Origin of the sequence: Sinomonas sp. B1-1, assembly GCF_050474465.1 — a bacterium.
Lineage (GTDB): Bacteria > Actinomycetota > Actinomycetes > Actinomycetales > Micrococcaceae > Sinomonas > Sinomonas flava.
Window position 1 is genome coordinate 76,835 of record NZ_JBCHVF010000003.1, and the last position, 22,189, is coordinate 99,023.

The following is a 22,189-nucleotide window of genomic DNA, read 5'->3' on the forward strand; positions in this document are numbered from 1 at the left end:
CGCGAGGTCACCGCGTGTGGGCGCGAGGTCACCTCGGCGCCAGTTCTGGGCGCTCGACAAGGGGCGACTTCGGTGCCACAAGGGGCGACTTCGGCGGCACAGGGGGTGATCTCGGCGGCACAGGGGGTGATCTCGGCGGCACAGGGGGTGATCTCGGCGGCAGAGGGGGTGACTTCGGCGTCAGGGGGTCAGGCCTTGGCGATCTTCCGCACGGCGAGGGCCAGGTACAGCTGCACGCGGTCGGCGGTGACGGCGGGGTCGTACCCGGTGAGCTCGGCGATCTGCCCGAGCCGGTAGCGCACGGTGTTCCGGTGCAGGTTGAGCTCCTCCGCCACCTGCGCCACGGACCCGTTGTGCGCCAGGTACGTCTCGAGCGTGTGCACGAGCTCCGCCCCATGCTGCGTGTCGAAGCGCACGAGCGGCCCGATCGCCTCCCCGGCCATGTCGGCGAGCGGTACGTCCTCGCTCGCGAGCAGCAGCGAGGTCAGGCTGAGCCGCTCCGGCTCGTTGACGTCGAGCCCGCGCCCGGCGGCCTCCTTCGCCTCGAAGTAGCTCCAGCGCAGCCCGTTGGGCTTGGTGTACGCCCCGCCGATCCCGGTCGTGGCGTGGATCCCGGCCTCGGTGAGGTGGTCGGCGAGGAGGCGGGCGAGCTTCGGTGCGCGCGCGCCGTCGTCCTCCACGATGACCACGAGGTCCCGGTCCACCATCGCGCTCACGGCGCCGTCGAGGGCGGCCGGGAGCGTGGTCCCGCGCAGGTTCCTGTGGTGCGCTGCGGACTCGGCGAGCAGGACCACGTTCCGCTTGGTCGAGTTCACGCCCACGCCGGCGAGGCGCCGCGAGGCCTCGTCCGGCTCGAGGGTCCCGCGCACGACGTCGTTCATCACCTGCCCGGCGAGGGCCCGCTGGGCCTCGCGCTGCTTCGTGAGGTTGTTCAGCTCGAGGCTGATCAGGTTCTGGGCGTAGGAGACGATCCCGGTGTCCTCGAATGGCTTCTTGGCCCACAGCGTGCACGCGTCGCGGCGACCGGTCGGGATCGGGTAGGCGACCCAGCGGTCCATCGAGGGCACGCCGGCGTCCGGGCTCGAGGAGTACAGCTGGGCCGTGAACTGGGTGAGCACGAGGTCCGTGCCGAGCATCGACCCGAGCCGCTTGAGCAGGTCCTCGAGGCCGCCGCCGGTCAGGAGCGAGCGGGCCAGGACCTGGTGGCCGGCGATGAGCCGCTCGAGGCTCGCGTAGTGGTCCGCCGAGTGGGAGTCCGCGACGAGCTTGCCGATCGCCATGAACGGGGTCTGGTAGGGCACCTCGATCACGGGCAGGCCCCACCGGTTGGCTTCCGCGATGAGCGCCGGGGGGATCTCGTCGTGCCCGAGGCGCACGCCGAAGCCGATGCCGAGCGCCCCCGCCCGCTGCAGGACGCGCACGAACCTCCGCTGGTCGACCGCCGTGCGCTGCCTGACGCCGGTGGTGAGGACCAGCTCGCCGCCGGTCAGGAACGGCGCCGGATTCTCGAGCTCGGTGACGGCGACCCACTGGATCTCCTGCTCGAGCGTCGCGGTCGCGGAGCCGGCGAGGCGGAGCCCCAGGCTGGGGCGTGCGAGGAGGGCGGCGAGGGTCAGGGCCATGCTCACAACTATAGGGTTTCGTGCTGGCCGATCGCACTACAGCTCTCCGATCAACTGGTGCGATCGGCCATTCACTCTGTGGCGCCGCTCGCATACTTTTGAACGGACGAAAGGAACTGCACCCATGGATATCCAGTACCGCCTCGAGCAGAAGCGCAAGGTCCTTGCCGACTTCCCCGGCCCGAAGTCGCTCGAGCTCGCGGCCCGCCGCGCCAACGCTGTCGCCGCCGGGGTCGCCTCGTCCGTCCCGGTCTACGTCGCCGATGCCGACGGCGGCATCATCCACGACGTCGACGGCAACTCCTTCATCGACCTCGGCTCGGGCATCGCGGTGACCACGGTGGGCGCGTCCGACGCCGCCGTCGTGGGTGCGGTGAAGGAGCAGGTCGAGCACTTCACGCACACCTGCTTCATGGTCTCCCCGTACGAAGGCTACGTCGCGGTGGCCGAGAAGCTCAACGAGCTCACCCCGGGCGACCACGCCAAGCGCACGGTCCTGTTCAACTCCGGCGCCGAGGCCGTCGAGAACGCGATCAAGATCGCGCGTGTCGCCACGGGCCGCAACGCGGTCGTCGCGTTCGACCACGCCTACCACGGCCGCACCAACCTCACGATGGGCCTGACGGCCAAGGCCATGCCCTACAAGCACGGCTTCGGCCCGTTTGCGCCCGAGGTCTACCGCGCCCCGATGAGCTACCCGTTCCGCGAGGAGAACGCCCAGATCACGGGCAAGGAGGCCGCTGAGCGCGCCATCCTCATGATCAGCAAGCAGATCGGCGCGGACCAGGTCGCTGCGATCATCATCGAGCCCATCCAGGGCGAGGGCGGCTTCATCGTCCCGGCGGACGGCTTCCTGCCGCGCCTCGCCGAGTTCGCGAAGGAGAACGGCATCGTTTTCATCGCGGACGAGGTCCAGTCGGGCTTCGCCCGCACCGGCGAGTGGTTCGCGGTGCAGCACGAGGGCGTGGTCCCTGACCTCATCACCACCGCCAAGGGGATCGCGGGCGGCATGCCGCTCTCGGCCGTCACGGGCCGCGCGGAGCTGCTCGACGCCGTGCACGGCGGCGGCCTGGGCGGCACCTACGGCGGCAACCCGGTCGCCTGCGCCGCCGCGCTAGCGGCCATCGAGACGATGGACTCGCAGGACCTGCGCGGCCGCGCCCGCGAGATCGAGGCCATCGTCAAGGAGCGCTTCGGCAGGCTCCAGGCCGAGCTCGGCGAGAAGAACATCATCGGCGAGCTGCGCGGCCGCGGCGCCATGCTCGCCCTCGAGTTCGTGAAGGCCGGCAGCGCCTCCGGCGACAAGCAGCCGGACGCCGAGACGACCAAGAAGATCGCAGAGTACTGCCTCAAGGAGGGTGTCATCATCCTCACCTGCGGCACCTACGGCAACGTGATCCGCCTCCTGCCGCCGCTCGTCATCAACGACGAGCTGCTCAACGACGGGCTCGACGTGCTCGAGGCAGCGATCCGCTCCGTCGCCTGAGCCGCGATCACCGGTAGAGTCTGCGGTATCAGCCGCAGGCCGGACGAGGGCGCCCGGGCATCCGGGCGCCCCCGCCGTCTGCCGTGACTCGACCACGGAGGGTGGCCCATGCGTTACGTTGTCGGATACCAGCCGGACCATCGCGGCGCAGACGCGGTGGCCCTGGGCGTCGCGGTCGCCCGCGCGCAGGGCGCCTCGCTGGACCTCATGCTCGTGCTCGGCGAGGACGTGCCGTTCGCCGAGGTGAACGAGGACGGCAAGAAGCTCAGCGCCCAGCAGCAGCAGGCGCTCCAGGCCCAGAGCGAGGGGCTCGCGCTCGTGCCGGCCGACGTCGAGGCCCGTTTCCACATCCGGCAGGGCCACTCCTTCGCCGCGACCCTGATCGAGGCCGCGGTAGAGTTCGAGGCCGCGCTCATCGTCATCGGCGCCGCGAGCAACGGCCTCTTCAAGCGCTACACCGTGGGCTCGGTCGCGAACGCGCTCCTCCACGCCTCCCCCGTCCCGGTCGCGCTGGCACCCCGCGGGTTCCACCACACCGACCCCCTCGATCGGATCACCGCGTTCATCGGGCGCCGTGAAGGCGCGGAGGCCGCGGTCGAGGTCGCCCTCATCGCCGCCGGACGCCGCAACGTCCCCCTGCGCTTCGTCTCCCTCGTCGAGCTGGACGCGCGGGCGGACGACTTCGGGGAGAACATCAACGCCGCCCACCGTCACGCCAACACCGTGCTCACCGAGGCCGCCCACCGGCTCCCCGAAGGCCACGAGGCCACCGTGGAGGTGGCGCACGGGCGCACCTTCGAGGACGCCGTGGACAGCATCGACTGGCTCGACGGCGAGATCGTCATCGTCGGCTCGAGCCGGCTCGCGCAGAAGAACCAGCTGTTCCTCGGCTCCACCGCGAACAAGGTCCTCCGCTCGCTGCCTGTCCCGATGGTCGTGGTGCCCCGCGACTACGAGCGTGTCGAGTCCCACCCGCTCGGCTAGGGCGGGCGCGATGGACTTCGCGGCGCGGATCACGACGGCGGCGCCCGGCACCGCCGGCGAAGCCGCCCCCACCGATCCCCTGCTCATCCGGCACCACCGGACCGGCGCTGCCGAGGTGGCCTTCGCTGTGCCGTCCGGGGGCCACCTTTTACACCTCGCCCTCGCGACCTGCGTCTTCAATGACCTCCACGGGGCTGCGGCCGCCCGCGGGACGCGGCTCGGGCGGGTCGAGGTGCGGGCGGACGGATCCTTCGACGATGCGCTGGCGCGCTCCACCGGCATCGTCCTGGACGTCGAGGCGGAAGCGGAGGGAGCCGCCGCAGGGGACCTCGACCGCCTGGTCCGCGAGGTCGTCGACGCCGCCGTCATCGTCCGGATCGTCCGCGCCTCGGCAGATGTTCGGCTCGCCTCCGTGGTGGTGCGCACGACGCCGCCCGCAGCCTGACGCCCTCGGCTCGCCGCCGCCGTCGTGCGCCCGGGGGAGCGCGCGCGGCCCGGGCTTTACGGGGTCCGGGTCACGGGACGACCATGGAGCATGAGCGCTGAACCCCGCGCCGTCGCCCCTCCTCCGGGTCCCCTTCCCGCTGTCCGGTCCGAGCAGCCCGCCGCGCACATCGCGGACGCAGCCCAGACCCCGAGCGCCGTCCAAGCCCCGCCGGCGGTGGTTGCCCAGATCCTCGCCACGGAGCACTGGAGCCTGCTCGGCACGCGGAGCATGCTCTGGAGCGAGCTCATGAGTCGCATCAGCATCCACCTCACGGTCTCCTCGGCGGCCCTCGTGGTGCTCGCGCTCGTCGCGCAGGGGACGGGCTTCGGCGGAGGCTTCTGGGTCATGGCGATCGGGCTCGCCTCGGTGATCCTGGTCCTCGGCACGCTGACCCTGCTCCGGGTCACCATCGGCAGCCAGGAGGACCATCTGCTGATCGCGGGGATGAACCGCCTGCGCGCCGCGTACCGGGACCTGGCTCCCGGCATCGAGGAGGCGTTCGTGACGTCCGCCTCAGACGACCACCAGGGCGTGATCGCGACCTACACGCTCGGCGCGCGGCGACCGGTGGTGCTGCACGCCGTGTCCAGCACCGCGTTCTTCCTGCTGTGCTTCAACACCATGGTCACCGCCGTCCTCGCTGCGCTCATCACCTTCGTCGCCGGCGGAGCCACGCTCGCGGTGGCACTCGTCGGCGCGGCGGCAGCGGCCGTGTACCTCGCAGCGCACACGGTCATCTCGATGCTGCTGTTCCGGGAGCTGAGCGCGGATCACCGGGACCTCGGTCCGATGCGCAGGCGGCACACGCCGGGCTGATGCTCGGGGCCGGCCGCCGAGGGTCCGTCCTGCGCCGGCTCAGGCCGCGCGGGAGCGCAGCGCCGCGCGGCGGCGACGGGACACGAGGAGCATGTCCGCGGTGAGGGCCGCAAGGGCGAGCCACACGATCCCGAAGCCGACCCACCGCTCCGCGGGCATGTGCTCGCCGAGGACGGTCACCGCGAGGACGAACTGGGTCAGGGGCGCGATGTACTGCAGGAGGCCGACCGTGGTCATCGGCAGCCGGCGGGCCGCGGCGCCGAAGAAGAGGAGCGGGGTCGCGGTGATGATGCCGCTTGCCGCGAGCAGCCAGAAGTGTCCGGCCCCGTTCCCCGTGAGCGTCAGCGTCCCGGCGGCCGCGAGCCACACGACGACGCCTGCCGCGAGGGGCGCGAGCACGACCGTCTCGACCGTGAGGCTCGTGACGGCGTCGACCTTCGAGCCGACGCGGTTCTTCACGAGCCCGTAGAAGCCGAAGCTGAAGGCGAGGATCAGTGCGATCCAGGGCACCTGCCCGTAGGCGACGGTGAGCACGACGACGGCGAGCGTGCCGATTCCGACGGCCGCCCACTGGAGCGGCCGCAGCCGCTCCTTGAGGATGAGCACGCCGAGCAGCACGGAGACGAGCGGATTGATGAAGTACCCGAGGGCCGCTTCGATCGCCTGGCCGTTGAGCACCCCGAACGTGTAGGTGAGCCAGTTCACGGCGATGAGCGCCGCCGCGAGCGCCAGAGGGCCGAACACGCGGCCGTTGCCGAATGCAGCCCCGAGCGCGCGCCACGAGCGCATGACCGCGATGAGCGCGAAGCAGACCACGAGGGAGAAGAGCACCCGGTCAGCGACGATCTCCACCGGCCCGGCGGGTGCGAGGGTGATGAAGTAGAGGGGGAGCAGGCCCCAGAGGCCGTAGGCTCCGATGCCGAAGAGCAGGCCGGCTGACTTCGCTGGGCGGGACCCCACTGCGGCGTCAGAGGGCCTGGTGGGCGCGGGGGAGTCGGCGATCTGCTTTTCGGTCACTCGCGCGACAACCTCTAGGGTCCCTCGCCTATTCCCTGCGACGTGTGAAGCGCCGGTGAACGCTGGGAACTAGACTGGGGCGTTGTGCGCGGTCCGCCGCCGCCTGCATCCCGTCCGGAAGGAACTGAAGTGCCTGAGGCTCCCGCTTCCCGCCCGCTGCGCGTCGCCATCATCGGTGCCGGCCCAGCCGGGGTGTACGCGGCGGACATCCTGACCAAGTCGAACGAGGTCAAGGACGGCGACGTCGAGGTCAGCATCGACCTGTTCGACCAGTACCCGGCGCCGTACGGGCTGATCCGCTACGGCGTGGCGCCGGACCATCCCCGCATCAAGGGCATCGTGAACGCGCTGCACAAGGTCCTGGACCGGGGCGACATCCGCTTCATCGGCAACGTCACCTACGGGCGGGACCTCACGCTGAAGGACTTCCGCGGCTTCTACGATGCCGTGATCTTCGCGACCGGCGCGCTCAAGGACGCACCGCTCGAGATTCCGGGCGTCGAGCTCGAGGGTTCCTTCGGCGGCGCGGACTTCGTCTCGTGGTACGACGGCCACCCGGATGTCCCCCGCGACTGGCCGCTGACGGCGAAGGAGGTCGCGGTCATCGGCAACGGCAACGTGGCGCTCGACGTCGCCCGGATGCTCTCGAAGCACGCCGACGACCTGCTCGTGACCGAGATCCCGGACAACGTCTACCGCGCCCTCAAGGCCAGCCCGGTCACCGACGTGCACGTGTTCGGCCGCCGCGGTCCGGCCCAGGTGAAGTTCACCCCCCTCGAGCTGCGCGAGCTCTCGCACTCGCGCGACGTGGACATCGTCCTCTACCCCGAGGACTTCGAGTTCGACGACGCCTCCGACGAGGCGATCAAGACGAACAACCAGGTCAAGACCATGGTCAACACGCTCGCCAACTGGATCGCGGAGGACCAGGACACGGGGGCGTCCCGCCGCCTGCACCTTCACTTCCTGCAGAGCCCGGTGGAGATCTACGACTCGCCCGAGACGCCGGGGAAGGTCGCAGGGATCCGCTTCGAGCGTATGGAGCTCGACGGCACCGGCAACGTCCGCGGGACCGGAACGTTCGAGGACTACCCGGTGCAGGCGGTGTACCGGGCCATCGGGTACCGCGGGTCCGAGCTCGCCGAGATCCATTTCGACGAGCGCCGCGGCGTGATCCCCAACGAGGGCGGGCGTGTCCTCGACGAGGACGGCAACCCCCTGGTGGGCATCTACACGACCGGGTGGATCAAGCGCGGCCCCGTGGGCCTCATCGGCCACACCAAGGGCGACGCGCTCGAGACCATCGGCTGCCTCCTCGAGGACCGGGACTCCCTGCCGCCGGCCGAGAACCCCGACGAGCATGCGATCATCGCGCTGCTCGAGGAACGGGGCGTCGAGTACACCACATGGGCCGGCTGGAACGAGCTCGACGCCCATGAGCGGGCCCTCGGCCAGGCGTGGGCCGGACAGGCGGCCGACGGCCAGGCCGGGGCCGAGGGCGAGCGGGTCACCCGGGAGCGGGTCAAGGTCGTGCCGCGCGAGGACATGGTGCGCATCTCGCGCAAGAACGTCGGCTGACCCGCCCTCCGATCGGTCCTGCACCGGGAGGTAACGCCCGCGCCGGCCGGGCTTAGAATCGGCTCTAGCCTCTGCCGCAGTCCGCGGAAGGGACCGGGGGAAGGACGCGCCGATGGCAGTGACCGCCCGGCACGGAAGCGGCGCAGCGGCGGCGTCCCCCGCGGCACGCGCCTCGGGCGCCCGCGCGCGGTTGCGCCGCGTCCGCTGGAGGGCCGGGGTCGGCAACGCCGTCCTCGCCGGCGCGGTAGGGGCAGCCGTGGTCGCCGTCGCCCTGGCCACCGGGCCGCGTCAGGGGAGCCCGACGCCGCAGGCCATCCCTGCGGTCGACGCGCCGACCATCGTGGGAGCCCCCGTGCCCGCCGTGGCACCGACGATCGTCCCCGATCCCTCCAGCACGATGACGCCTGATGCGCTCCCGGGCATCTCCCTGCCGGAACTGCCGGCCAAGGCGGCGTCGCCTGCCCCCGTGCTGCCCACCGCGCCGCCCGCCGTGGCTGCCACGCCCTCGGCATCCCCGACGGCGCCGGCCACTGCATCACCATCTCCCACGCCGACGCAGACCGGCGCGCCGTCGTCGCCCGCTGAGCCCGCCGGACCGCCGTCGGCCGGAAGGACGCCCGAACTCCCACCTGCCTCTGCCGCGCCGACCCCGACGACCACCGAGCCGGGTGCGTCCCCGCCGAGCACGGCGCAGCCACCGACCCCGACGCCCAGCCCCTCCTACGTCCTCTCCGGCACCCTCGTGCAGGCCTGGGACGCCGCCACCGGGATGCGGACCGACACCTTCAGCGTCTCCGCCGATCCGGCCGGGGACCAGCGGCCGCCAGCCACGGTGACGCTCTCCATCGTGTACCCTGCGGCAGCGACCGGGTCCATGGCGGTGAGCGCCGAGGGCTGGACCTGCCAGGCCGAGAGGCCAGGGGATCTCGAGTGCAGGCACGCCGGCGTGCTGAACGGCGGCGCGCTGCCGCCGGTCAGGGTCGTCTGGAGCGCTCCGGGGCAGTCGCAGGACGGCATCACCGCGACGGCTGCCATGGCCGGCGCCGCCGCCTCCGTGACCTTCGGGACACCGCACGCCGGGGGCTGACCACGCCCCCTATATCTCGCATGCTGAGACGTTCTGAAGGTCTCGCGTGCTGGACGCGTACAGTTGACGGGTTTGTGTCATCCCCCTGAACACCAGGAGTCTGGTATGCAGATCCTCCGAACGAAGCCGATCGAGACCACGATCGCCGATTCGCACGAGCCCGGCCGCAGACTCAAGCGGTCCCTGAGCACGTGGGACCTCATGATCCTGGGCGTCGCCGTCGCCGTCGGCGCCGGGATCTTCTCCGTGGGCGCCAAGGCCGCCGCGAACTTCGCCGGTCCCGCGGTGACGCTGTCCTTCGCCATCGCTGCCGTCACGTGCGCCCTGGCCATCATGTGCTACGCCGAGTTCGCCACCGCGATCCCCGTTGCGGGATCGGCGTACGTCTTCACCTACGCCACGATGGGCGAGCTCCTCGCCTGGATCATCGGGTGGAACCTCATCCTCGAGCTCTTCACGGCCGCCGCGGTGATCGCCAAGTACTGGGGCATCTACCTCAGCAAGGTGTTCTCGCTCGCCGGACTCGACGTCCCCCCGAGCATCCAGCTCGGGCCGGTCGAGCTCGTGTGGGGCCCCTTCCTCATCGTCGCGATCTTCACGGTCCTCCTCGTGCTCGGCACCAAGCTCTCGGCCCGCGTCGGCAACGTGTTCACGGTGATCAAGGTCGCCGTCGTGCTGTTCGTGATCGTGGTCGGCTTCTTCTACGTCAAGGCCGAGAACTACGCCCCGTTCATCCCCGACGCCGTCGCCACGAAGGGCACTGGCGGGACCGAGGTCCTCCAGCAGTCGCTCTTCTCCTTCCTCACCGGCTCCGCGCCTGCCCAGTACGGGCTCTTCGGTGTGTTCGGCGGCGCCGCGCTCGTCTTCTTCGCGTTCATCGGCTTCGACGTCGTGGCCACGAGCGCCGAAGAGGTCAAGAACCCCCAGAAGACGCTGCCGCGCGGCATCTTCGGCGGCCTCGCGCTCGTGACGCTCCTGTACATCCTCGTCTCGCTCGCGCTCACCGGCATGGTGCCGTACACCACGCTCGCCGAGGCGAAGGCGCCGACTCTGACCACGGCCTTCGAGGCTGTCGGCAACACGGACGCTGCCAAGGTCATCGCCTTCGGCTCGCTCGTGGGCCTCACGACCGTCATCATGGTCCTCCTCATGGGCCTGGCCCGGGTGATCCTGGCGATGAGCCGCGACGGGCTGCTTCCCCGTGCCCTGTCGGTGACGAGCGAGAAGCGCGCGACGCCGGCCCGCCTGCAGGTCATCTGCGGTGCGGCGGTCGCCCTGGTCGCCGGCCTGACGAACGTGGACGTGCTCGAGGAGATGATCAACATTGGGACGCTCTCGGCGTTCGTCGTCGTCAGCCTGGGCATCCTCGTGCTGCGCCGGAAGCGCCCCGACCTCAAGCCCGCCTTCCGGGTGCCGTTCGGCAAGGTCGTGCCGGTGGTCTCGGCGATCCTGTGCCTCTACCTCATGACCAACCTCGCGGTGGAGACCTGGATCTACTTCGCCGTCTGGCTTGTCGTGGGCCTTGCGATCTACTTCCTCTACGGGCAGCGGCACTCGCGGCTGAACGAGCGCTTCGCGCGTGAGAGGGACGCCGTTGCCCAGCCCGAGGCCCGGGGCTAGCCCTCGGGTGCGGCCCTGGGTATGAACTGAACGATGACTCGTTTTGCAGGATCTGTCACAAAGGTGAGCGTTCCTGTCTAGGATAGAGGCATGGCACGACCTCCACGGCCGGAACGCAAGCAGGAGCTCCTCGAGCAGATCCTTGACTATCTGCTGGATTCGACGCTCGCTGACTTGACGTTCCGTCGACTCGCCGAGGGACTCGGCATCAGCAGCTACGTCCTCGTCTACCACTTCGGCAACCGCGACCAGCTCGTGGGTGAGATCATCCGCGGGATCACCCAGCGCTTCCAGAGCATCGAGGCCGACGGCATCCCCCGGACGGGCCGGGCGGACCTCGTCGCGTGGGCGCGCCGCGCGTTCGAGCTCTCGCTCGACCACCGCGGGCGGCACCTCCAGCGCCTCGAGTTCGAGGCGTCGGTGCAGGACGTCGTGGCCGAGAACCCGCGCAGGGCAGGCGTGGACGCCTACGAGCACTGGCGGGCCTTCCTGGCGGGCTGGCTCGTGTCGCAGGGAGTGCCCGCGGCGCAGGCTGCGTCGGTTGCGCGCACCTACGTCGGCGCGATCATGGGGCTCCTGTACGACTTCGTCATCACCGGGGAGCGCCGGGCCGTTCTGGAGTCCTTCGACCTCATCGCCGAGGCGTTCGTTCAGCAGCTCTCGGCGCCGGCCCGCAGCGCGGCGTCCTGAGCGCCGCCTCCTGAGCGCCGCGTCCGCCGGCCTGCCGCGGACGCGAAAGGGGCCCCGTTCACTGTGAACGGGGCCCCTTCAGCGGCTGAGGCGTCAGCCGATCTTGTTGGCCGCCTCTGCCTGGGAGACGTCCTGGCGGCCGAGCTCCACCCGGAGCTTGGCGCCCAGCTCGGAGTCGACGTTCGTCCAGTACTGGATCGCGCGCTCCTTGATCTCCGGGCTCTTCACGCCCCCGACCGCCCCGGCGATGGTGGAGAGGAAGCGGGCGCGCTCGCCGTCGTCGAACACCTCGCGGTAGAGGATGCCCGGCTGGACGAAGTCGCCGTCCTCGGCGTGGAGCGAGTGCGCGGCGAGGGTCAGCGCGCCGTCGTTCTCCCAGCCGCCGCCCACGGTGCCGGCAGCGGGCTCGATCGCGGCGGGGCCGCCCACGGAGTTCGGCGCGTACACCGGGGTGCTCGGGGAGTTGAAGGTGATGCGCCCCGCGCCGTCCTGGCTGTAGTTGCGGACCTCGTTCTTCGGGGCATTGACCGGCAGCTGCGCGTGGTTCGTGCCCACGCGGTAGCGGTGCGCGTCCGCGTAGGAGAAGATGCGCGCCTGGAGCATCTTGTCCGGCGAGGCGGCGATGCCCGGGACGAAGTTCGACGGCGCGAAGGCAGCCTGCTCGATCTGCGCGAAGTAGTTCTCCGGGTTCCGGTTGAGCTCCATCGTGCCGACCTTGATGAGCGGGTAGTCCTTCTTGGACCACACCTTGGTCAGGTCGAATGGGTTGTAGCGGTACGTCTTGGCGTCCTCGTACGGCATGACCTGGACGAAGAGGTCCCAGCTGGGGAAGTTGCCCTCGGCGATGTTCTCGTAGAGGTCCTGGATGTAGTAGTCGGCGTTCTCGCCGGCCAGGCGCTCGGCCTCCTCGCCGGTGAGGTTCTCGACGCCCTGGTTCGTGTGGAAGTGGTACTTCACCCAGAAGCGCTCGCCCGCGGCGTTGATCCACTGGTAGGTGTGCGAGCCGTAGCCCTGCATGTGCCGCCAGGTCTTCGGGAGGCCGCGGTCGCCCATGAGCCAGGTGACCTGGTGCGCGGACTCAGGGGAGAGGGTCCAGAAGTCCCACTGCATGTCGGCGTCGCGCAGGTGACTGCCCGGGAGGCGCTTCTGGGAGTGGATGAAGTCGGGGAACTTGATGCCATCGCGGATGAAGAACACCGGGGTGTTGTTGCCGACGAGGTCGTAGTTGCCCTCGCTCGTGTAGAACTTCACCGCGAAGCCGCGCGGGTCGCGCCAGGTGTCGGGGGAGCCGTTCTCTCCGGCCACCGAGGAGAAGCGGATGAGCATCTCGGTCTCTTCGCCGGGCTGCAGGAACGCCGCCTTCGTGTACGCCGAGACGTCCTCAGTGGTCTTGAAGACGCCGAACGCCCCGCCGCCCTTGGCGTGGACGACGCGCTCCGGGACGCGCTCGCGGTTGAACTGCGCGAGCTTCTCGACCAGGTAGTGGTCGGTGAGGATGATCGCACCGTCGGCGCCGACGGACTGCGCGTGGGCGTCCGAGACGACCGGCGCCCCGGACTGGGTGGTGGAGTAGTTGAGCGTCATGTCTCTCCTTCTCGAGGCGCTGCGCGCCTGTACTGGTTGTCGTGTGGCTGGAAAGCTCGTGGCGGCTCAGGCCGTGGGGGCGGGAGCCCCTTTCGCGGCGCAGTCCGCGCAGATGCCCACGTACGTGACGTCGGCGATCATGATCGTCATCCCGTGCGTGTCGCTCGGGGTGAGGCAGGGGGCATGGCCCACGGCGCAGTCCACGTCCTCGACCCGGCCGCAGACCGAGCAGATCGCGTGGTGGTGGTTGTCCCCGACGCGCGTCTCGTACAGCGCGGGGGAGTGCGGGGGCTCGAAGCGGCGCAGCATGCCGAGGTCGGTGAGGTCGCCGAGCACCACGTACACGGACTGCGGGGTGATGTCCGGAAGCTCGTCGCGTGCGGCGGCGAGGATGGCGTCGGCCGGCGAGTGCGGGTGGGCCTCGACGGCGTCGAGCACGGCGAGACGCTGCTTGGTGACGCGTCGGCCGTGAGCGCGCAGGGCCGAAGCCCATTCGGTGTGCTCTGAGCTCGGATGCATGGCTCCATTCAAGCACTTATTTTGACAAGTTCACAATAAGGCGGGCCTTACCGATCCTGTGGGGTGGCTGGGAGCCCGGGCCGTCGGCGGTGGCTAGTCTTGGGAGACGGCCAGAGAGAGGGAGGCACATGCGCCGGTTCGGCGAACGGCAGGTGGTCGAGGGCGGCCGCGAGCTCTGGGTCTACTCAGGCGGAGCGGGCAGCCGCGACTACGTCCTCGTGCACGGCATCGGGGTCTCGTCGCTCTACTACCGTCCGCTCGCCGAGGTGCTCGCGGCGCACGGCCGGGTCCACGTGGTCGAGCTCCCCGGTTTCGGCAAGTCGCTCACGCCCCGCAGGCCCCTCTCCATCGAGGACTTCGCAGAGACGGCCTGGGAGGCCCTGGACACGCTCGGTATCCGCGACCCCGTCCTCATCGGCCACTCGATGGGGGCCCAAGTGGTCGTCGAGATGGCCATCGACCGGCCCAGCCCCCGCCCGATCGTGCTGCTGGGGCCCACCGTCAACGTCCGCGAGCGCACGGTCCCGCGCCAGGCCCTCCGGCTGACGTGGGACAGCATCATCGAGCCCTTCGGCGTGACGCCGATCGTCCTCGGCGACTACATCCGCTGCGGCGTCCCCTGGTACGTGCGGACCCTGCGCGAGATGATGCGGCACCGGATCGAGCAGCGGATCCCGCTCGTCGAGGCACCCATCCTGCTCATGTCCGGTCGGCGCGATCCCATCAGCCCGCCCTCCTGGCTCCGCACCCTCGCCAGCCTCGCCCGGTCGGCGCGGACCGCGGTCCTGGACCGGGAGGCCCATGTCCTGATGTTCCGCGGCGCCCCGGAAGTCGCCCGCAGCATCGTGCAGGAGGCGGACCGCGCCGAGGAGAAGGCGTGAGACGGTCGAACCTGAAGCCGCGGCAGCGGCTCGGCCGGGCCGCATGGCTCGCCGAGGGACTGGCCCGCGACGCGGCCTACGTGACCGTCCGCCAGTTGGGTGCGCTCGGCACACGACGCCGCGGGGCGGCTGCGGTCGGACCCGACGGCACGCGCGTGGTGCGCACGACGCCGGCGCCTCCGAGCGCGCGCCGCCCACCCGCCGTCGTGCTCATCCCGGGGATCTACGAGCCGGCCGCGTTCATGGACCCCCTGCGACTGTGGCTCGAGCGGCGCGGCCACGAGGTGGCCATCGTCGAGGAGCTGGGCTGGAACCTGCGCCCGCTGAAGGAATCGGCCGGCCTCGTCGCGAACCGCCTCGAGGAGCTCGGGATCGCGGACGCGCTCGTGGTCGCGCACTCGAAGGGCGGCCTCATCGGAAAGGAGCTGATGGTGTCGCACCCCGGCCTCGCCGCCGGGATGGTGGCGGCCTCCACCCCGTTCGCGGGCCACCCGTACTCGCGCTTCGCGCCCACCCCCTCGCTGCGGGCCTTCAACCCGGCGCTGCCGGCGCTCGCGGCCCTCGCCAGGGAGCAGTCGGTCAACAGCAGGATCGTCTCCGTGGCGGGCGCGGTGGACCCGATCGTCTCGGGCGGCACCGAACTCGAGGGTGCCAGGAACGTGCGCCTGCCGGTCGTGGGGCACTTCCGCATCCTCGGCCACCCCGCCTTCCTGGAGCTCCTGGACGGTGTGCTCGGGGAATGGAACTGCTGGCCCGTGCCGGATCGTTGAGACAGCAGGAGGTCAGGGTGCACAACCACAACAACGGACTCAAGACCGCGGCGCTCTTCGGCGTGCTCTGGGCGGTCCTTCTCGGCATCGGGGCGCTCGTGGGAGTCGGGACGCGCAGCGCCGCCCCGATCTGGATCTTCGCGGCGATCGGCCTCGCGATGACGTTCTACAGCTACTGGAACAGCGACAAGATCGCGCTCCGCTCGATGCAGGCCTACCCGGTGACCGAGGCGGAGGCGCCCGGGCTCTACCAGATCGTGCGGGAGCTCTCGCAGCGCGCCAACCAGCCCATGCCCCGCATCTATGTCTCGCCCACGCAGTCGCCGAACGCCTTCGCGACCGGCCGCAACCCGCAGAACGCTGCCGTGTGCTGCACCGAGGGCATCCTGCAGCTGCTCGACGCCCGCGAGCTGCGCGGGGTCCTGGGCCACGAGCTCATGCACGTGTACAACCGCGACATCCTCACATCGTCGATCGCTGCGGCGGTGGCCGGCGTCATCACCTCCGTCGCCCAGTTCGCCATGTTCTTCGGCGGCGGCAGCGACCGGGACCGGAACGTCAACCCGATCGCCCTGCTGGCCCTGAGCCTCCTCGCGCCGTTCGCGGCCTCGCTCATCCAGCTCGCGATCTCCCGCACGCGGGAGTACGACGCCGACGAGGACGGCTCCCAGCTCACCGGCGACCCGCTCGCGCTGGCCTCTGCGCTGCGCAAGATCGAGGGCGGCGTGCGGATGGCGCCGCTCCCGCAGGACCAGAAGCTCGTCAACACCTCCCACCTCATGATCGCGAACCCGTTCCGGGGCGCCGGGATGGCCAAGCTCTTCGCGACGCATCCGCCCATGGCCGAGCGCATCGCCCGGCTCGAGGGGATGGCCGGCCGGACGCTGGGACGCTGACGATGCGGATCGCTGTCATCGGAGCCGGGGCGATCGGTGCGACCCTTGCGGCCCTGCTGGACAGGGCCGGGCACACCGTGGAGGCCACGGCCCGCGGCGAGCGGCTCGCCGCGATCCGGGCCAGCGGGATCCGGCTGGCGGGGGCGTGGGGCGAGCATGTCGCCCGCGTCGCGGTCGCGGAACGGCTCGCGACGCGGCCCGACCTCGCCCTGCTGTGCGTCAAGGCCCAGGACGAGGAGGAGGCGATCCGTGCGAATGCCGCGCTCCTCGACGGCGTCCCGCTCGTCGTCGTGCAGAACGGGCTCGACGGCGTGGTGCGCGCGGAGTCCGCCCGGCACGGCGCGGGGACGCCCGGCGCGCCCACCGTCGGGGCCATCGCCTTCTTCAGCGCGGACTGTCCGGCGCCCGGCGACGTGCGTGTCCTGGTCCCCGGGCCGCTGTACCTCGGCGCCGGCGACGGCGGGCCCAGCCCCGACGCCGTCGCCGCGGCCCGCGCGCTGGGTGAGGGGATCCCGGCCCGGGCCGTGCGGAACTTCCTCGGCTGCCAGTGGACCAAGCTCGTGGTCAACCAGATCAACGCCATGCCCGCCGTGACCGGGATGAGCGTGCAGGCCACCCTCGGGGACCGGACGCTGCGGGCGATCGTCCTGGAGAGCATCCGGGAAGCCATCCGCGTGGGCCGCAGGCAGGGCATCGCATTCGGCTCGCTCGAGGGGATGACCCCGCTCACGCTTGCCGTGCTCGGATCCGCGCCACGCGCCGTCGGACGCGCCCTGCTCCGCATCATGGCGCGGCGGCTCGGCACGGAGCCCGTCCTCGGCTCGACCCTGCAGAGCGTCCAGCGCGGGATGCCGACCGAGATCGACTACCTCAGCGGCGCCGTGGTGGAGCGGGCGCGCGCGGTCGGCGTGGAGGCGCCGGCCAACGCCGCGCTCACCGAGCTCGTCCACGGGGTCGAGCGGACCCGCCGCTTCTTCACGCCCGCGGAGGTCGCGGCGCGCCTCGGCTGAGCCGCGCCCCCGCTGCCGCCCCCGCTGTCCGGGGGTCAGGCGAAGAGCCCCTCCCCGATGAAGCCCCCCGGCCGCACGCCCGGCGGCACCGCGAAGAGGCCCGAGCCGGTGTGCTTGAGGTACTCGAGCGCGAGGCGGTCGGACTTCGCCATGGCCATCTGCATCGGCACGTAGTGGGTGCGCGGGTCCGTGACGTACGCGAGGAAGAACAGCCCGGCGTCGAGGTGCCCCAGGCCGTCGCTGCCGTCCGTGTAGTTGTAGCCGCGGCGGAGCATGCGCACGCCCCTGTTCTGCTCGGGGTGCGCGAGGCGGGCGTGGGCGTCCTTTGCGATGGCCGGGCGCCCGTTGGCTCCCATCGCGGCGAAATCGGGTGCCTCGAATTCCCCGCCGCCCGAGAGCGGACCGCCGGCGGCCTTTGTCCGGCCGATGAGGGCCTCCTGCTCGCCCAGGCTCGTGCGGTCCCAGATCTCGATGTGCATCCGGATCCGCCGCGCGACCAGGTAGGAGCCGCCCTCCATCCACGCCTCGCCCGGCCTCTCCCCTGGGCCGGCCCAGACATGGTCGCGCAGCAGGTCGGAGTCCTCGGCGCGCAGGCTCGCGGTTCCGTCCTTGAACCCGAAGAGGTTGCGCGGGGTCTCCTGCGAGCGGGTCGTCGAAGAGGTGCGGCCGAAGCCGAGCTGGGACCAGCGCACGCGGACCGTGCCGAAGCCGATCCGTGCGAGGTTGCGGACGGCATGCACGGCCACCTGCGGGTCGTCCGCGCAGGCCTGCACCATGAGGTCCCCGCCGGTACGGGTGGGCTCGAGGGCGTCGCCGGGGAAGTGCGGCAGGTCGGCCAGGGCCGCGGGCCGGCGGCCCTCGAGCCCGAAGCGCGGCGCGCCGTCCTTGACGAAGAGGCTCGGACCGAAGCCGAACGTGAGGGTCAGCCGGGACGCGGACAGGCCGAGGGCCTCGCCCGTGTCCTCGGGCGGGGCCGCCGGGTGCCCCCCGGCCGCGCCCGTGGTGCCCGTCTCGCGCCCGGCCGTCAGGGCCTCCGCCGCAGCGGTCCAGTCCCCGAGCAGCTTCACGAGCGCGGCGCGCTCGTCGGTGACGACGTCGAAGGCCGCGAAGTGCAGCCGGTCCTGGGCGGGGGTGACGATGCCGGCCTGGTGCTCCCCGTGGAAGGGGATGACGTCCTCGACCACGCTCGCGGGCGTCGCGAGGGCAGCGCCGTGCCCCGCCCAGCCGAGCGCGAGGCCCGCTGCCCCCGCCCCGGTCGCCCCCGCCGCGGTGAGCAGGCCGCGGCGGGAGAGCGGCGGCGTCGTGCGTCCCTGCGTCATGCCGAGGCCCCCGTCACGCCGCGACGGCCGCGGTGAGCTTCGAGAGCGGCTCGCCGAGCGCGTCGACGAGGCCGGCCAGCTCGTGGACCTGCGCGGGCGTGAGCTCGGTGTAGGCCACGAAGCCATCGCCCGCGGCATGCTTCGCGAGCCCCGAATCGACCGCGGCGAACTTCGCGTCGAGGTCCGCGGCGAGGGCGGGGTCGCTGCGGACGAGGGCCGGCTTGAGGGCCTCGTAGGCGGCCTTCGCGCCGTCCACGTTGGCCCTGAAGTCCCACAGGTCCGTGTGCGAGAAGGCCTCCTCCTCGCCGGTGACCTTGCCGCGGGCCACCTCGTCGAGGAGCTCCTTCGCGCCGGCGCCGAGCTCAGCGGACTCGAACGTCACCGTCTCGATGTTCCTGTGAAGGCCCTCGGTGTCCGCGACGAGCGTGTCGGCGATCTTCTCGCGCTCGGCCTTGGTCATGGCCGTGTAGCCGGCCGGCGGGAAGAGGTCCTTCTCGGCGCGGTGCCAGCCGGTCCATTCCTCGCCCGGCTCGAGGTCCGCCTCGCGGGTGTCAAGCTTCGCGTCGAACTCCTTGAACTTCTCGGCAGCAGGCTCGATCCGCTCCCAGTGCATGCGGGTGCTCGCGTAGAGGGCGCGGGCCTTGTCGACGTCGCCCTCCTCGAACTCGGCGGCGAAGGCCTTGGTTCCTTCAAGGAGCCTGTCCGATTCGGCCTTGATGAACGTCGTGAAGGTCCCCTCGCCCTTCTCGAGCAGCGCGGCGGTCTCGGCATCGGCGGACGTGGTGGCCTGCGGCGAGGCCGCCGGCTGCGTCGCCGTGCCTCCGCCGCAGGCGGCGAGGGTCAGTGGCGCCGCGACGATGGCGGCGAGGGCTGCGGAGCGGAGGGCGGTGAGGCGCGTACGACGGCGTGCGGCCGGCTGGGCGGTCGAGGGCATGGCTGTCCTTCAGTCGGGGGGATGCGTTTCTTTGGTGAGGCTTGCCTAACTCGGACAGTAGTGGCGCATGGCTCGATTACGCAACTGTTTCGTACGCTATTGAGTGAGGGCGCGGCCACGTGGCGCACCCCGGCTGCAGGGGAGCTGCCGGTCCGCGTGGTCTAATGGAGCGATTTCAGACATCGAGATGCCGATGGGCGCCTGAGAGTGGCCGCGCTCCCGAAGCAGAGACCCGAGGGGAGCGCGCATGGCGTTCACTGTGGCGACGGCGAAGGTCAACATCACGCCGACCCTGAGTTCCAACCCCTATATGGCCGGCTACGGCACGCCGGACGGCGGACGACTCGCGACGAGCAGCACCCCGTACCAGCCGCTGTGGGCCCGCGCGGTCGTGGTTCGGGAGAATGGCGCTCCGCGCCTGATCCTGAGCGTCGACGTCCTGGCGATCCCGCGGGCGATGCACCAGCGCATCCGCCCGCGGCTCCTCGCGCTCGCCAACTGGGCAACCGCGGACATCCTGCTGCAGGCCACCCACACGCACAACGGGCCCACACTCGTCGACGCGCTGCACCCGTTCACGACGTATGGGATGGTCCAGCTCGACCAGATCCGGGCCTACTCGTCCTGGCTCGAGGACCGGATCGTCGAGGCCGCGCAGAGCGCGCTCAACGCGGGGCAGACCAACGTGACCCTGGACTACCAGGTCATCCAGCAGACCTGGTCGGTGAATAGGGCTGGCCTGCGCTATGTCGAGACCGACGTGCCCGTGCTCGTCTGCCGGCGGTCGAACGGCACACCCGAGGCGATCATCTTCGGCTACGGCTCGCACCCCGTCGCCGCGGGCGACCGCTCCCTCTTCGACGGCGACTACCCCGCCGGGGCCTGCAACTACATCGAGAACCGCTCCGACGCCTTCGCGCTCTTCCTCCTCGGCCCCGCCGGCGACCAGAACCCCTCAGGATCCCCGAGCTGGACCCTGCGCGACCAATGGGGCGACTCGCTGGGCTCCGCCGTCCTCAACGCCGCCCAGAGCGCCGGCCGCGCCCTCACCGGCCCGATCACCACCAAGTACCAGGAAGTCGGCCTGCCCCTCGAGATCGACACCTCGGCCGGGAACCTCGCCGCCGTCCGCGCGGCATATGCGGCCAGGCTCCCCAACCTCGGCGGCTTCCCGGCGTACTACGTGCGCCACGCTGCGGTGATGATGGCCAGGATCGACTCCGGCAACGTGGCCACCAGCGTCCCCTCCCCCTTCCAGGTCTGGACCATCGGCGGGAGCACCCCGCTGCGCATGGCCTTCGTCGGCGGGGAGATGGTCAGCGGCTACGCGGCCTACTTCCGCTCCAGATACGGCGGATCGGCCGGGATCTGGATCGGCGGCTACGCCAACGAGTCCTGCTGCTACATCCCGACCAACGAGTACTTCTCCCCGTACATGACCGCCGGCAGCTACGAAGGCGGCTGGGACACCGACGCCCCCGGCATCGCCGGCGGCTCCATGACCGTCTACGGCCACATCGCCCACTTCCGCGCCGGCACCAACGGCGTCGAATCCACCCTCATCAACGCCCTCACCGCCATGCTCGGCTGACAGTCCGGCGGCAGGGCGCCACGTGCAAGAGCGCCTGGAATGCGTCAGGCCCCGGCTCGCGGAGCCGGGGCCTGACGCGGGGGAGCGGTCAGCGGAAGTTGACGAACTGGAGGTCCACGTCCTCGTAGCCCTTGAGCAGGGCGATCGTGGACTGCAGGTCGTCGCGGGACTTCGAGGAGACACGGAGCTCGTCGCCCTGGATCTGCGCCTTGACGCTCTTGGGTGCCTCGTCGCGGATGAGCTTGGAGATCTTCTTCGCGTGCTCCTGGGAGATGCCCTCCTTGATGGAGGCTTCGATGCGGTACTCCTTGCCGGAGGCGAAGGGCTCGCCGGCGTCGAGGGACTTCAGCGAGATGCCGCGCTTGATGAGCTTCGACTCGAACACGTCCAGAACGGCCTTGACGCGCTCCTCGGCGTTGGCCTTCATGAGGATCTTCTCGCCCGAGAAGTCGATCTCCGCCCCGACGCCCTTGAAGTCGTAGCGCTGGGCGATCTCCTTCTGCGCCTGGTTGAGGGCGTTGGCGACCTCCTGCTTGTCGACCTTGCTCACAACGTCGAATGTCGAATCTGCCATGGCTGCCTCCGGAACTGTTCGTGGTCAGATGCTGGCCACCAGACTAGCCTCCTGCGCCCTTCCGGCGACCCTGTGAGCGTGGGTTGCGGCGCACAGTTCACTCTCAGCCGAAGCCCAGTGGGATCGCAATCTCCGCTGGAATCGTTGGATCCATCGAGAAGGCTGGCAAGGGAGGAATTCGTGTCTTCGACAGACGCGCGCCCCGGAGGCGCTGAGGGACCGACGATGGCGAAGCGCACCTTTGCGGGGAGGGCCGCAGCCGCCGCGGGCGGCGTCGTGGCGGCGGCGACGCTCGCCGCCGGCGTCGTGATGTCCCCGGCCCCGGCCCCCACTGCCCGACTCGACGGCGTCCATGCGGACCTCCAGCGCGCTGTGGCGCTCCGCCAGATCACCGGAGAGCAGGCGGCGTTCCTCGAGGCCCAGCTGAGGCAGCAGATCCTCTCGGATGCGGCCGCCAGCGGCGGCGGGACTGCCTGAAAACTGGGCCGCAGCCCCTGCCCGAGCCCCGATTCGACGCGTGGCCGAATGTTCTGTAAGGTTGTCTTGCTCGCACCGCAGGACACCGGATGACCGGTGAACTGCGTGTTGATCTTGGCAGATTACCCGAGCGGCCAAAGGGGGCTGACTGTAAATCAGCTGGCATTGCCTACGGGGGTTCGAATCCCTCATCTGCCACGTTGTGAGAGAACACCCTCGGTCTTCGGACCGGGGGTGTTCTGCTTTG

General features: G+C 70.8%; 21 protein-coding genes and 1 tRNA gene. 15 read left to right on the plus strand and 7 right to left on the minus strand.

Annotation, left to right across the window (positions count from 1 at the left end; all coding sequences use genetic code 11):
* Positions 1–188: 188 nt before the first annotated feature.
* Positions 189–1,622 (minus strand): PucR family transcriptional regulator, encoded by a 1,434-nt coding sequence (locus tag ACQ5BE_RS07340; protein ID WP_344298959.1) that lies wholly within the window; start codon positions 1,620–1,622, stop codon positions 189–191.
* Between the two features lie 124 nt (positions 1,623–1,746).
* Between ACQ5BE_RS07340 and gabT the strand changes: the two genes are divergently transcribed.
* From gabT to ACQ5BE_RS07360, 4 genes are all read left to right on the plus strand, one after another.
* Positions 1,747–3,108, plus strand: coding sequence for a 4-aminobutyrate--2-oxoglutarate transaminase (gene gabT / locus ACQ5BE_RS07345; RefSeq protein WP_430296361.1), 1,362 nt, complete (start codon positions 1,747–1,749; stop codon positions 3,106–3,108).
* A gap of 108 nt (positions 3,109–3,216) precedes the next feature.
* Entirely contained in the window at positions 3,217–4,092 is an 876-nt protein-coding gene (locus tag ACQ5BE_RS07350; RefSeq protein WP_430296362.1) for a universal stress protein, read from the plus strand.
* Positions 4,067–4,537, plus strand: a complete 471-nt coding sequence (locus ACQ5BE_RS07355) for an OsmC family protein (RefSeq protein WP_430296363.1) — start codon at positions 4,067–4,069, stop codon at positions 4,535–4,537. The genes ACQ5BE_RS07350 and ACQ5BE_RS07355 overlap by 26 nt, the downstream gene beginning before the upstream one ends.
* A gap of 90 nt (positions 4,538–4,627) precedes the next feature.
* On the plus strand, positions 4,628–5,395 hold the full coding sequence (locus ACQ5BE_RS07360; RefSeq protein WP_430296365.1) for a hypothetical protein: 768 nt from the start codon (positions 4,628–4,630) through the stop codon (positions 5,393–5,395).
* Positions 5,396–5,434: 39 nt separating this feature from the next.
* Here the strand turns inward: ACQ5BE_RS07360 and rarD are convergent, their stop codons facing one another.
* Positions 5,435–6,412, minus strand: a complete 978-nt coding sequence (gene rarD / locus ACQ5BE_RS07365) for an EamA family transporter RarD (RefSeq protein WP_430296366.1) — start codon at positions 6,410–6,412, stop codon at positions 5,435–5,437.
* A 129-nt stretch (positions 6,413–6,541) separates the two neighbouring features.
* Between rarD and ACQ5BE_RS07370 the strand changes: the two genes are divergently transcribed.
* The 4 genes from ACQ5BE_RS07370 (at position 6,542) to ACQ5BE_RS07385 (ending at position 11,387) form a co-directional block, all read left to right on the plus strand.
* Positions 6,542–7,990 carry an FAD-dependent oxidoreductase gene (locus ACQ5BE_RS07370; protein WP_430296368.1) on the plus strand — a complete coding sequence of 483 codons (1,449 nt, stop codon included), beginning with the start codon at positions 6,542–6,544 and terminating at the stop codon, positions 7,988–7,990.
* A gap of 112 nt (positions 7,991–8,102) precedes the next feature.
* Positions 8,103–9,077, plus strand: coding sequence for a hypothetical protein (locus ACQ5BE_RS07375; RefSeq protein WP_430296369.1), 975 nt, complete (start codon positions 8,103–8,105; stop codon positions 9,075–9,077).
* Positions 9,078–9,182: 105 nt separating this feature from the next.
* Positions 9,183–10,697: an APC family permease gene (locus ACQ5BE_RS07380; protein WP_430296370.1), complete on the plus strand. Its 1,515-nt coding sequence runs from the start codon at positions 9,183–9,185 to the stop codon at positions 10,695–10,697.
* Positions 10,698–10,787: 90 nt separating this feature from the next.
* Positions 10,788–11,387, plus strand: coding sequence for a TetR/AcrR family transcriptional regulator (locus ACQ5BE_RS07385; protein WP_413248472.1), 600 nt, complete (start codon positions 10,788–10,790; stop codon positions 11,385–11,387).
* A 93-nt stretch (positions 11,388–11,480) separates the two neighbouring features.
* Here the strand turns inward: ACQ5BE_RS07385 and ACQ5BE_RS07390 are convergent, their stop codons facing one another.
* Together ACQ5BE_RS07390 and ACQ5BE_RS07395 are read right to left on the minus strand one after the other, a co-directional pair.
* Positions 11,481–12,971 (minus strand): catalase, encoded by a 1,491-nt coding sequence (locus ACQ5BE_RS07390; RefSeq protein ID WP_430296371.1) that lies wholly within the window; start codon positions 12,969–12,971, stop codon positions 11,481–11,483.
* 66 nt (positions 12,972–13,037) lie between these two features.
* The gene (locus tag ACQ5BE_RS07395) at positions 13,038–13,490 is read right to left on the minus strand and encodes a Fur family transcriptional regulator (protein WP_413248470.1); all 453 of its coding nucleotides are present in this window, start codon (positions 13,488–13,490) and stop codon (positions 13,038–13,040) included.
* Positions 13,491–13,618: 128 nt separating this feature from the next.
* On the opposite strand from ACQ5BE_RS07395, the gene ACQ5BE_RS07400 reads away from it, so the two are divergent.
* Genes ACQ5BE_RS07400 through ACQ5BE_RS07415 form a run of 4 tightly spaced genes read left to right on the plus strand, consistent with a single transcriptional unit; the run spans position 13,619 to position 17,047 of the window.
* A complete protein-coding gene (locus tag ACQ5BE_RS07400) occupies positions 13,619–14,371 on the plus strand; it encodes an alpha/beta fold hydrolase (RefSeq protein ID WP_430296373.1) in 753 nt (250 codons plus the stop codon).
* Positions 14,368–15,141: an alpha/beta hydrolase gene (locus ACQ5BE_RS07405; protein ID WP_430296374.1), complete on the plus strand. Its 774-nt coding sequence runs from the start codon at positions 14,368–14,370 to the stop codon at positions 15,139–15,141. The genes ACQ5BE_RS07400 and ACQ5BE_RS07405 overlap by 4 nt, the downstream gene beginning before the upstream one ends.
* Before the next feature lie 17 nt (positions 15,142–15,158).
* Positions 15,159–16,037, plus strand: coding sequence for a zinc metalloprotease HtpX (htpX, locus tag ACQ5BE_RS07410; RefSeq protein WP_430296375.1), 879 nt, complete (start codon positions 15,159–15,161; stop codon positions 16,035–16,037).
* A 2-nt stretch (positions 16,038–16,039) separates the two neighbouring features.
* Complete coding sequence (locus ACQ5BE_RS07415; RefSeq protein WP_430296376.1) at positions 16,040–17,047, plus strand: ketopantoate reductase family protein; 1,008 nt, start codon at positions 16,040–16,042, stop codon at positions 17,045–17,047.
* Positions 17,048–17,082: 35 nt separating this feature from the next.
* On the opposite strand, the gene efeB is transcribed toward ACQ5BE_RS07415, so the two are convergent.
* Together efeB and efeO are read right to left on the minus strand one after the other, a co-directional pair.
* On the minus strand, positions 17,083–18,366 hold the full coding sequence (efeB, locus tag ACQ5BE_RS07420) for an iron uptake transporter deferrochelatase/peroxidase subunit (RefSeq protein ID WP_430296377.1): 1,284 nt from the start codon (positions 18,364–18,366) through the stop codon (positions 17,083–17,085).
* 13 nt (positions 18,367–18,379) lie between these two features.
* The gene (gene efeO / locus ACQ5BE_RS07425; RefSeq protein WP_430296379.1) at positions 18,380–19,300 is read right to left on the minus strand and encodes an iron uptake system protein EfeO; all 921 of its coding nucleotides are present in this window, start codon (positions 19,298–19,300) and stop codon (positions 18,380–18,382) included.
* Between the two features lie 247 nt (positions 19,301–19,547).
* Between efeO and ACQ5BE_RS07430 the strand changes: the two genes are divergently transcribed.
* Positions 19,548–20,891 (plus strand): hypothetical protein, encoded by a 1,344-nt coding sequence (locus tag ACQ5BE_RS07430; protein WP_430296381.1) that lies wholly within the window; start codon positions 19,548–19,550, stop codon positions 20,889–20,891.
* Between the two features lie 88 nt (positions 20,892–20,979).
* Here ACQ5BE_RS07430 and ACQ5BE_RS07435 read toward each other — a convergent pair whose 3' ends face one another.
* Complete coding sequence (locus ACQ5BE_RS07435; RefSeq protein ID WP_208710121.1) at positions 20,980–21,465, minus strand: YajQ family cyclic di-GMP-binding protein; 486 nt, start codon at positions 21,463–21,465, stop codon at positions 20,980–20,982.
* A 225-nt stretch (positions 21,466–21,690) separates the two neighbouring features.
* Here ACQ5BE_RS07435 and ACQ5BE_RS07440 point away from each other — a divergent pair, with 225 nt between their 5' ends.
* Together ACQ5BE_RS07440 and ACQ5BE_RS07445 are read left to right on the plus strand one after the other, a co-directional pair.
* Positions 21,691–21,942, plus strand: a complete 252-nt coding sequence (locus tag ACQ5BE_RS07440) for a hypothetical protein (RefSeq protein ID WP_430296383.1) — start codon at positions 21,691–21,693, stop codon at positions 21,940–21,942.
* 116 nt (positions 21,943–22,058) lie between these two features.
* Positions 22,059–22,140 (plus strand) — tRNA-Tyr (locus ACQ5BE_RS07445).
* Positions 22,141–22,189: the final 49 nt, after the last annotated feature.

Bases quoted from the DNA above. Each gene is read 5' to 3' on its own strand.
- gabT (WP_430296361.1), top strand. From the start codon at position 1,747: ATGGATATCCAGTACCGCCTCGAGCAGAAGCGCAAGGTCCTTGCCGAC.
- efeB (WP_430296377.1), bottom strand. From the start codon at position 18,366: ATGACGCAGGGACGCACGACGCCGCCGCTCTCCCGCCGCGGCCTGCTC.
- ACQ5BE_RS07430 (WP_430296381.1), top strand. From the start codon at position 19,548: ATGGCGTTCACTGTGGCGACGGCGAAGGTCAACATCACGCCGACCCTG.
- ACQ5BE_RS07375 (WP_430296369.1), top strand. From the start codon at position 8,103: ATGGCAGTGACCGCCCGGCACGGAAGCGGCGCAGCGGCGGCGTCCCCC.
- ACQ5BE_RS07385 (WP_413248472.1), top strand. From the start codon at position 10,788: ATGGCACGACCTCCACGGCCGGAACGCAAGCAGGAGCTCCTCGAGCAG.
- ACQ5BE_RS07435 (WP_208710121.1), bottom strand. From the start codon at position 21,465: ATGGCAGATTCGACATTCGACGTTGTGAGCAAGGTCGACAAGCAGGAG.
- ACQ5BE_RS07340 (WP_344298959.1), bottom strand. From the start codon at position 1,622: ATGGCCCTGACCCTCGCCGCCCTCCTCGCACGCCCCAGCCTGGGGCTC.
- ACQ5BE_RS07380 (WP_430296370.1), top strand. From the start codon at position 9,183: ATGCAGATCCTCCGAACGAAGCCGATCGAGACCACGATCGCCGATTCG.
- ACQ5BE_RS07350 (WP_430296362.1), top strand. From the start codon at position 3,217: ATGCGTTACGTTGTCGGATACCAGCCGGACCATCGCGGCGCAGACGCG.
- ACQ5BE_RS07390 (WP_430296371.1), bottom strand. From the start codon at position 12,971: ATGACGCTCAACTACTCCACCACCCAGTCCGGGGCGCCGGTCGTCTCG.
- ACQ5BE_RS07360 (WP_430296365.1), top strand. From the start codon at position 4,628: ATGAGCGCTGAACCCCGCGCCGTCGCCCCTCCTCCGGGTCCCCTTCCC.
- efeO (WP_430296379.1), bottom strand. From the start codon at position 19,300: ATGCCCTCGACCGCCCAGCCGGCCGCACGCCGTCGTACGCGCCTCACC.
- ACQ5BE_RS07440 (WP_430296383.1), top strand. From the start codon at position 21,691: ATGGCGAAGCGCACCTTTGCGGGGAGGGCCGCAGCCGCCGCGGGCGGC.
- ACQ5BE_RS07415 (WP_430296376.1), top strand. From the start codon at position 16,040: ATGCGGATCGCTGTCATCGGAGCCGGGGCGATCGGTGCGACCCTTGCG.
- ACQ5BE_RS07400 (WP_430296373.1), top strand. From the start codon at position 13,619: ATGCGCCGGTTCGGCGAACGGCAGGTGGTCGAGGGCGGCCGCGAGCTC.
- ACQ5BE_RS07395 (WP_413248470.1), bottom strand. From the start codon at position 13,490: ATGCATCCGAGCTCAGAGCACACCGAATGGGCTTCGGCCCTGCGCGCT.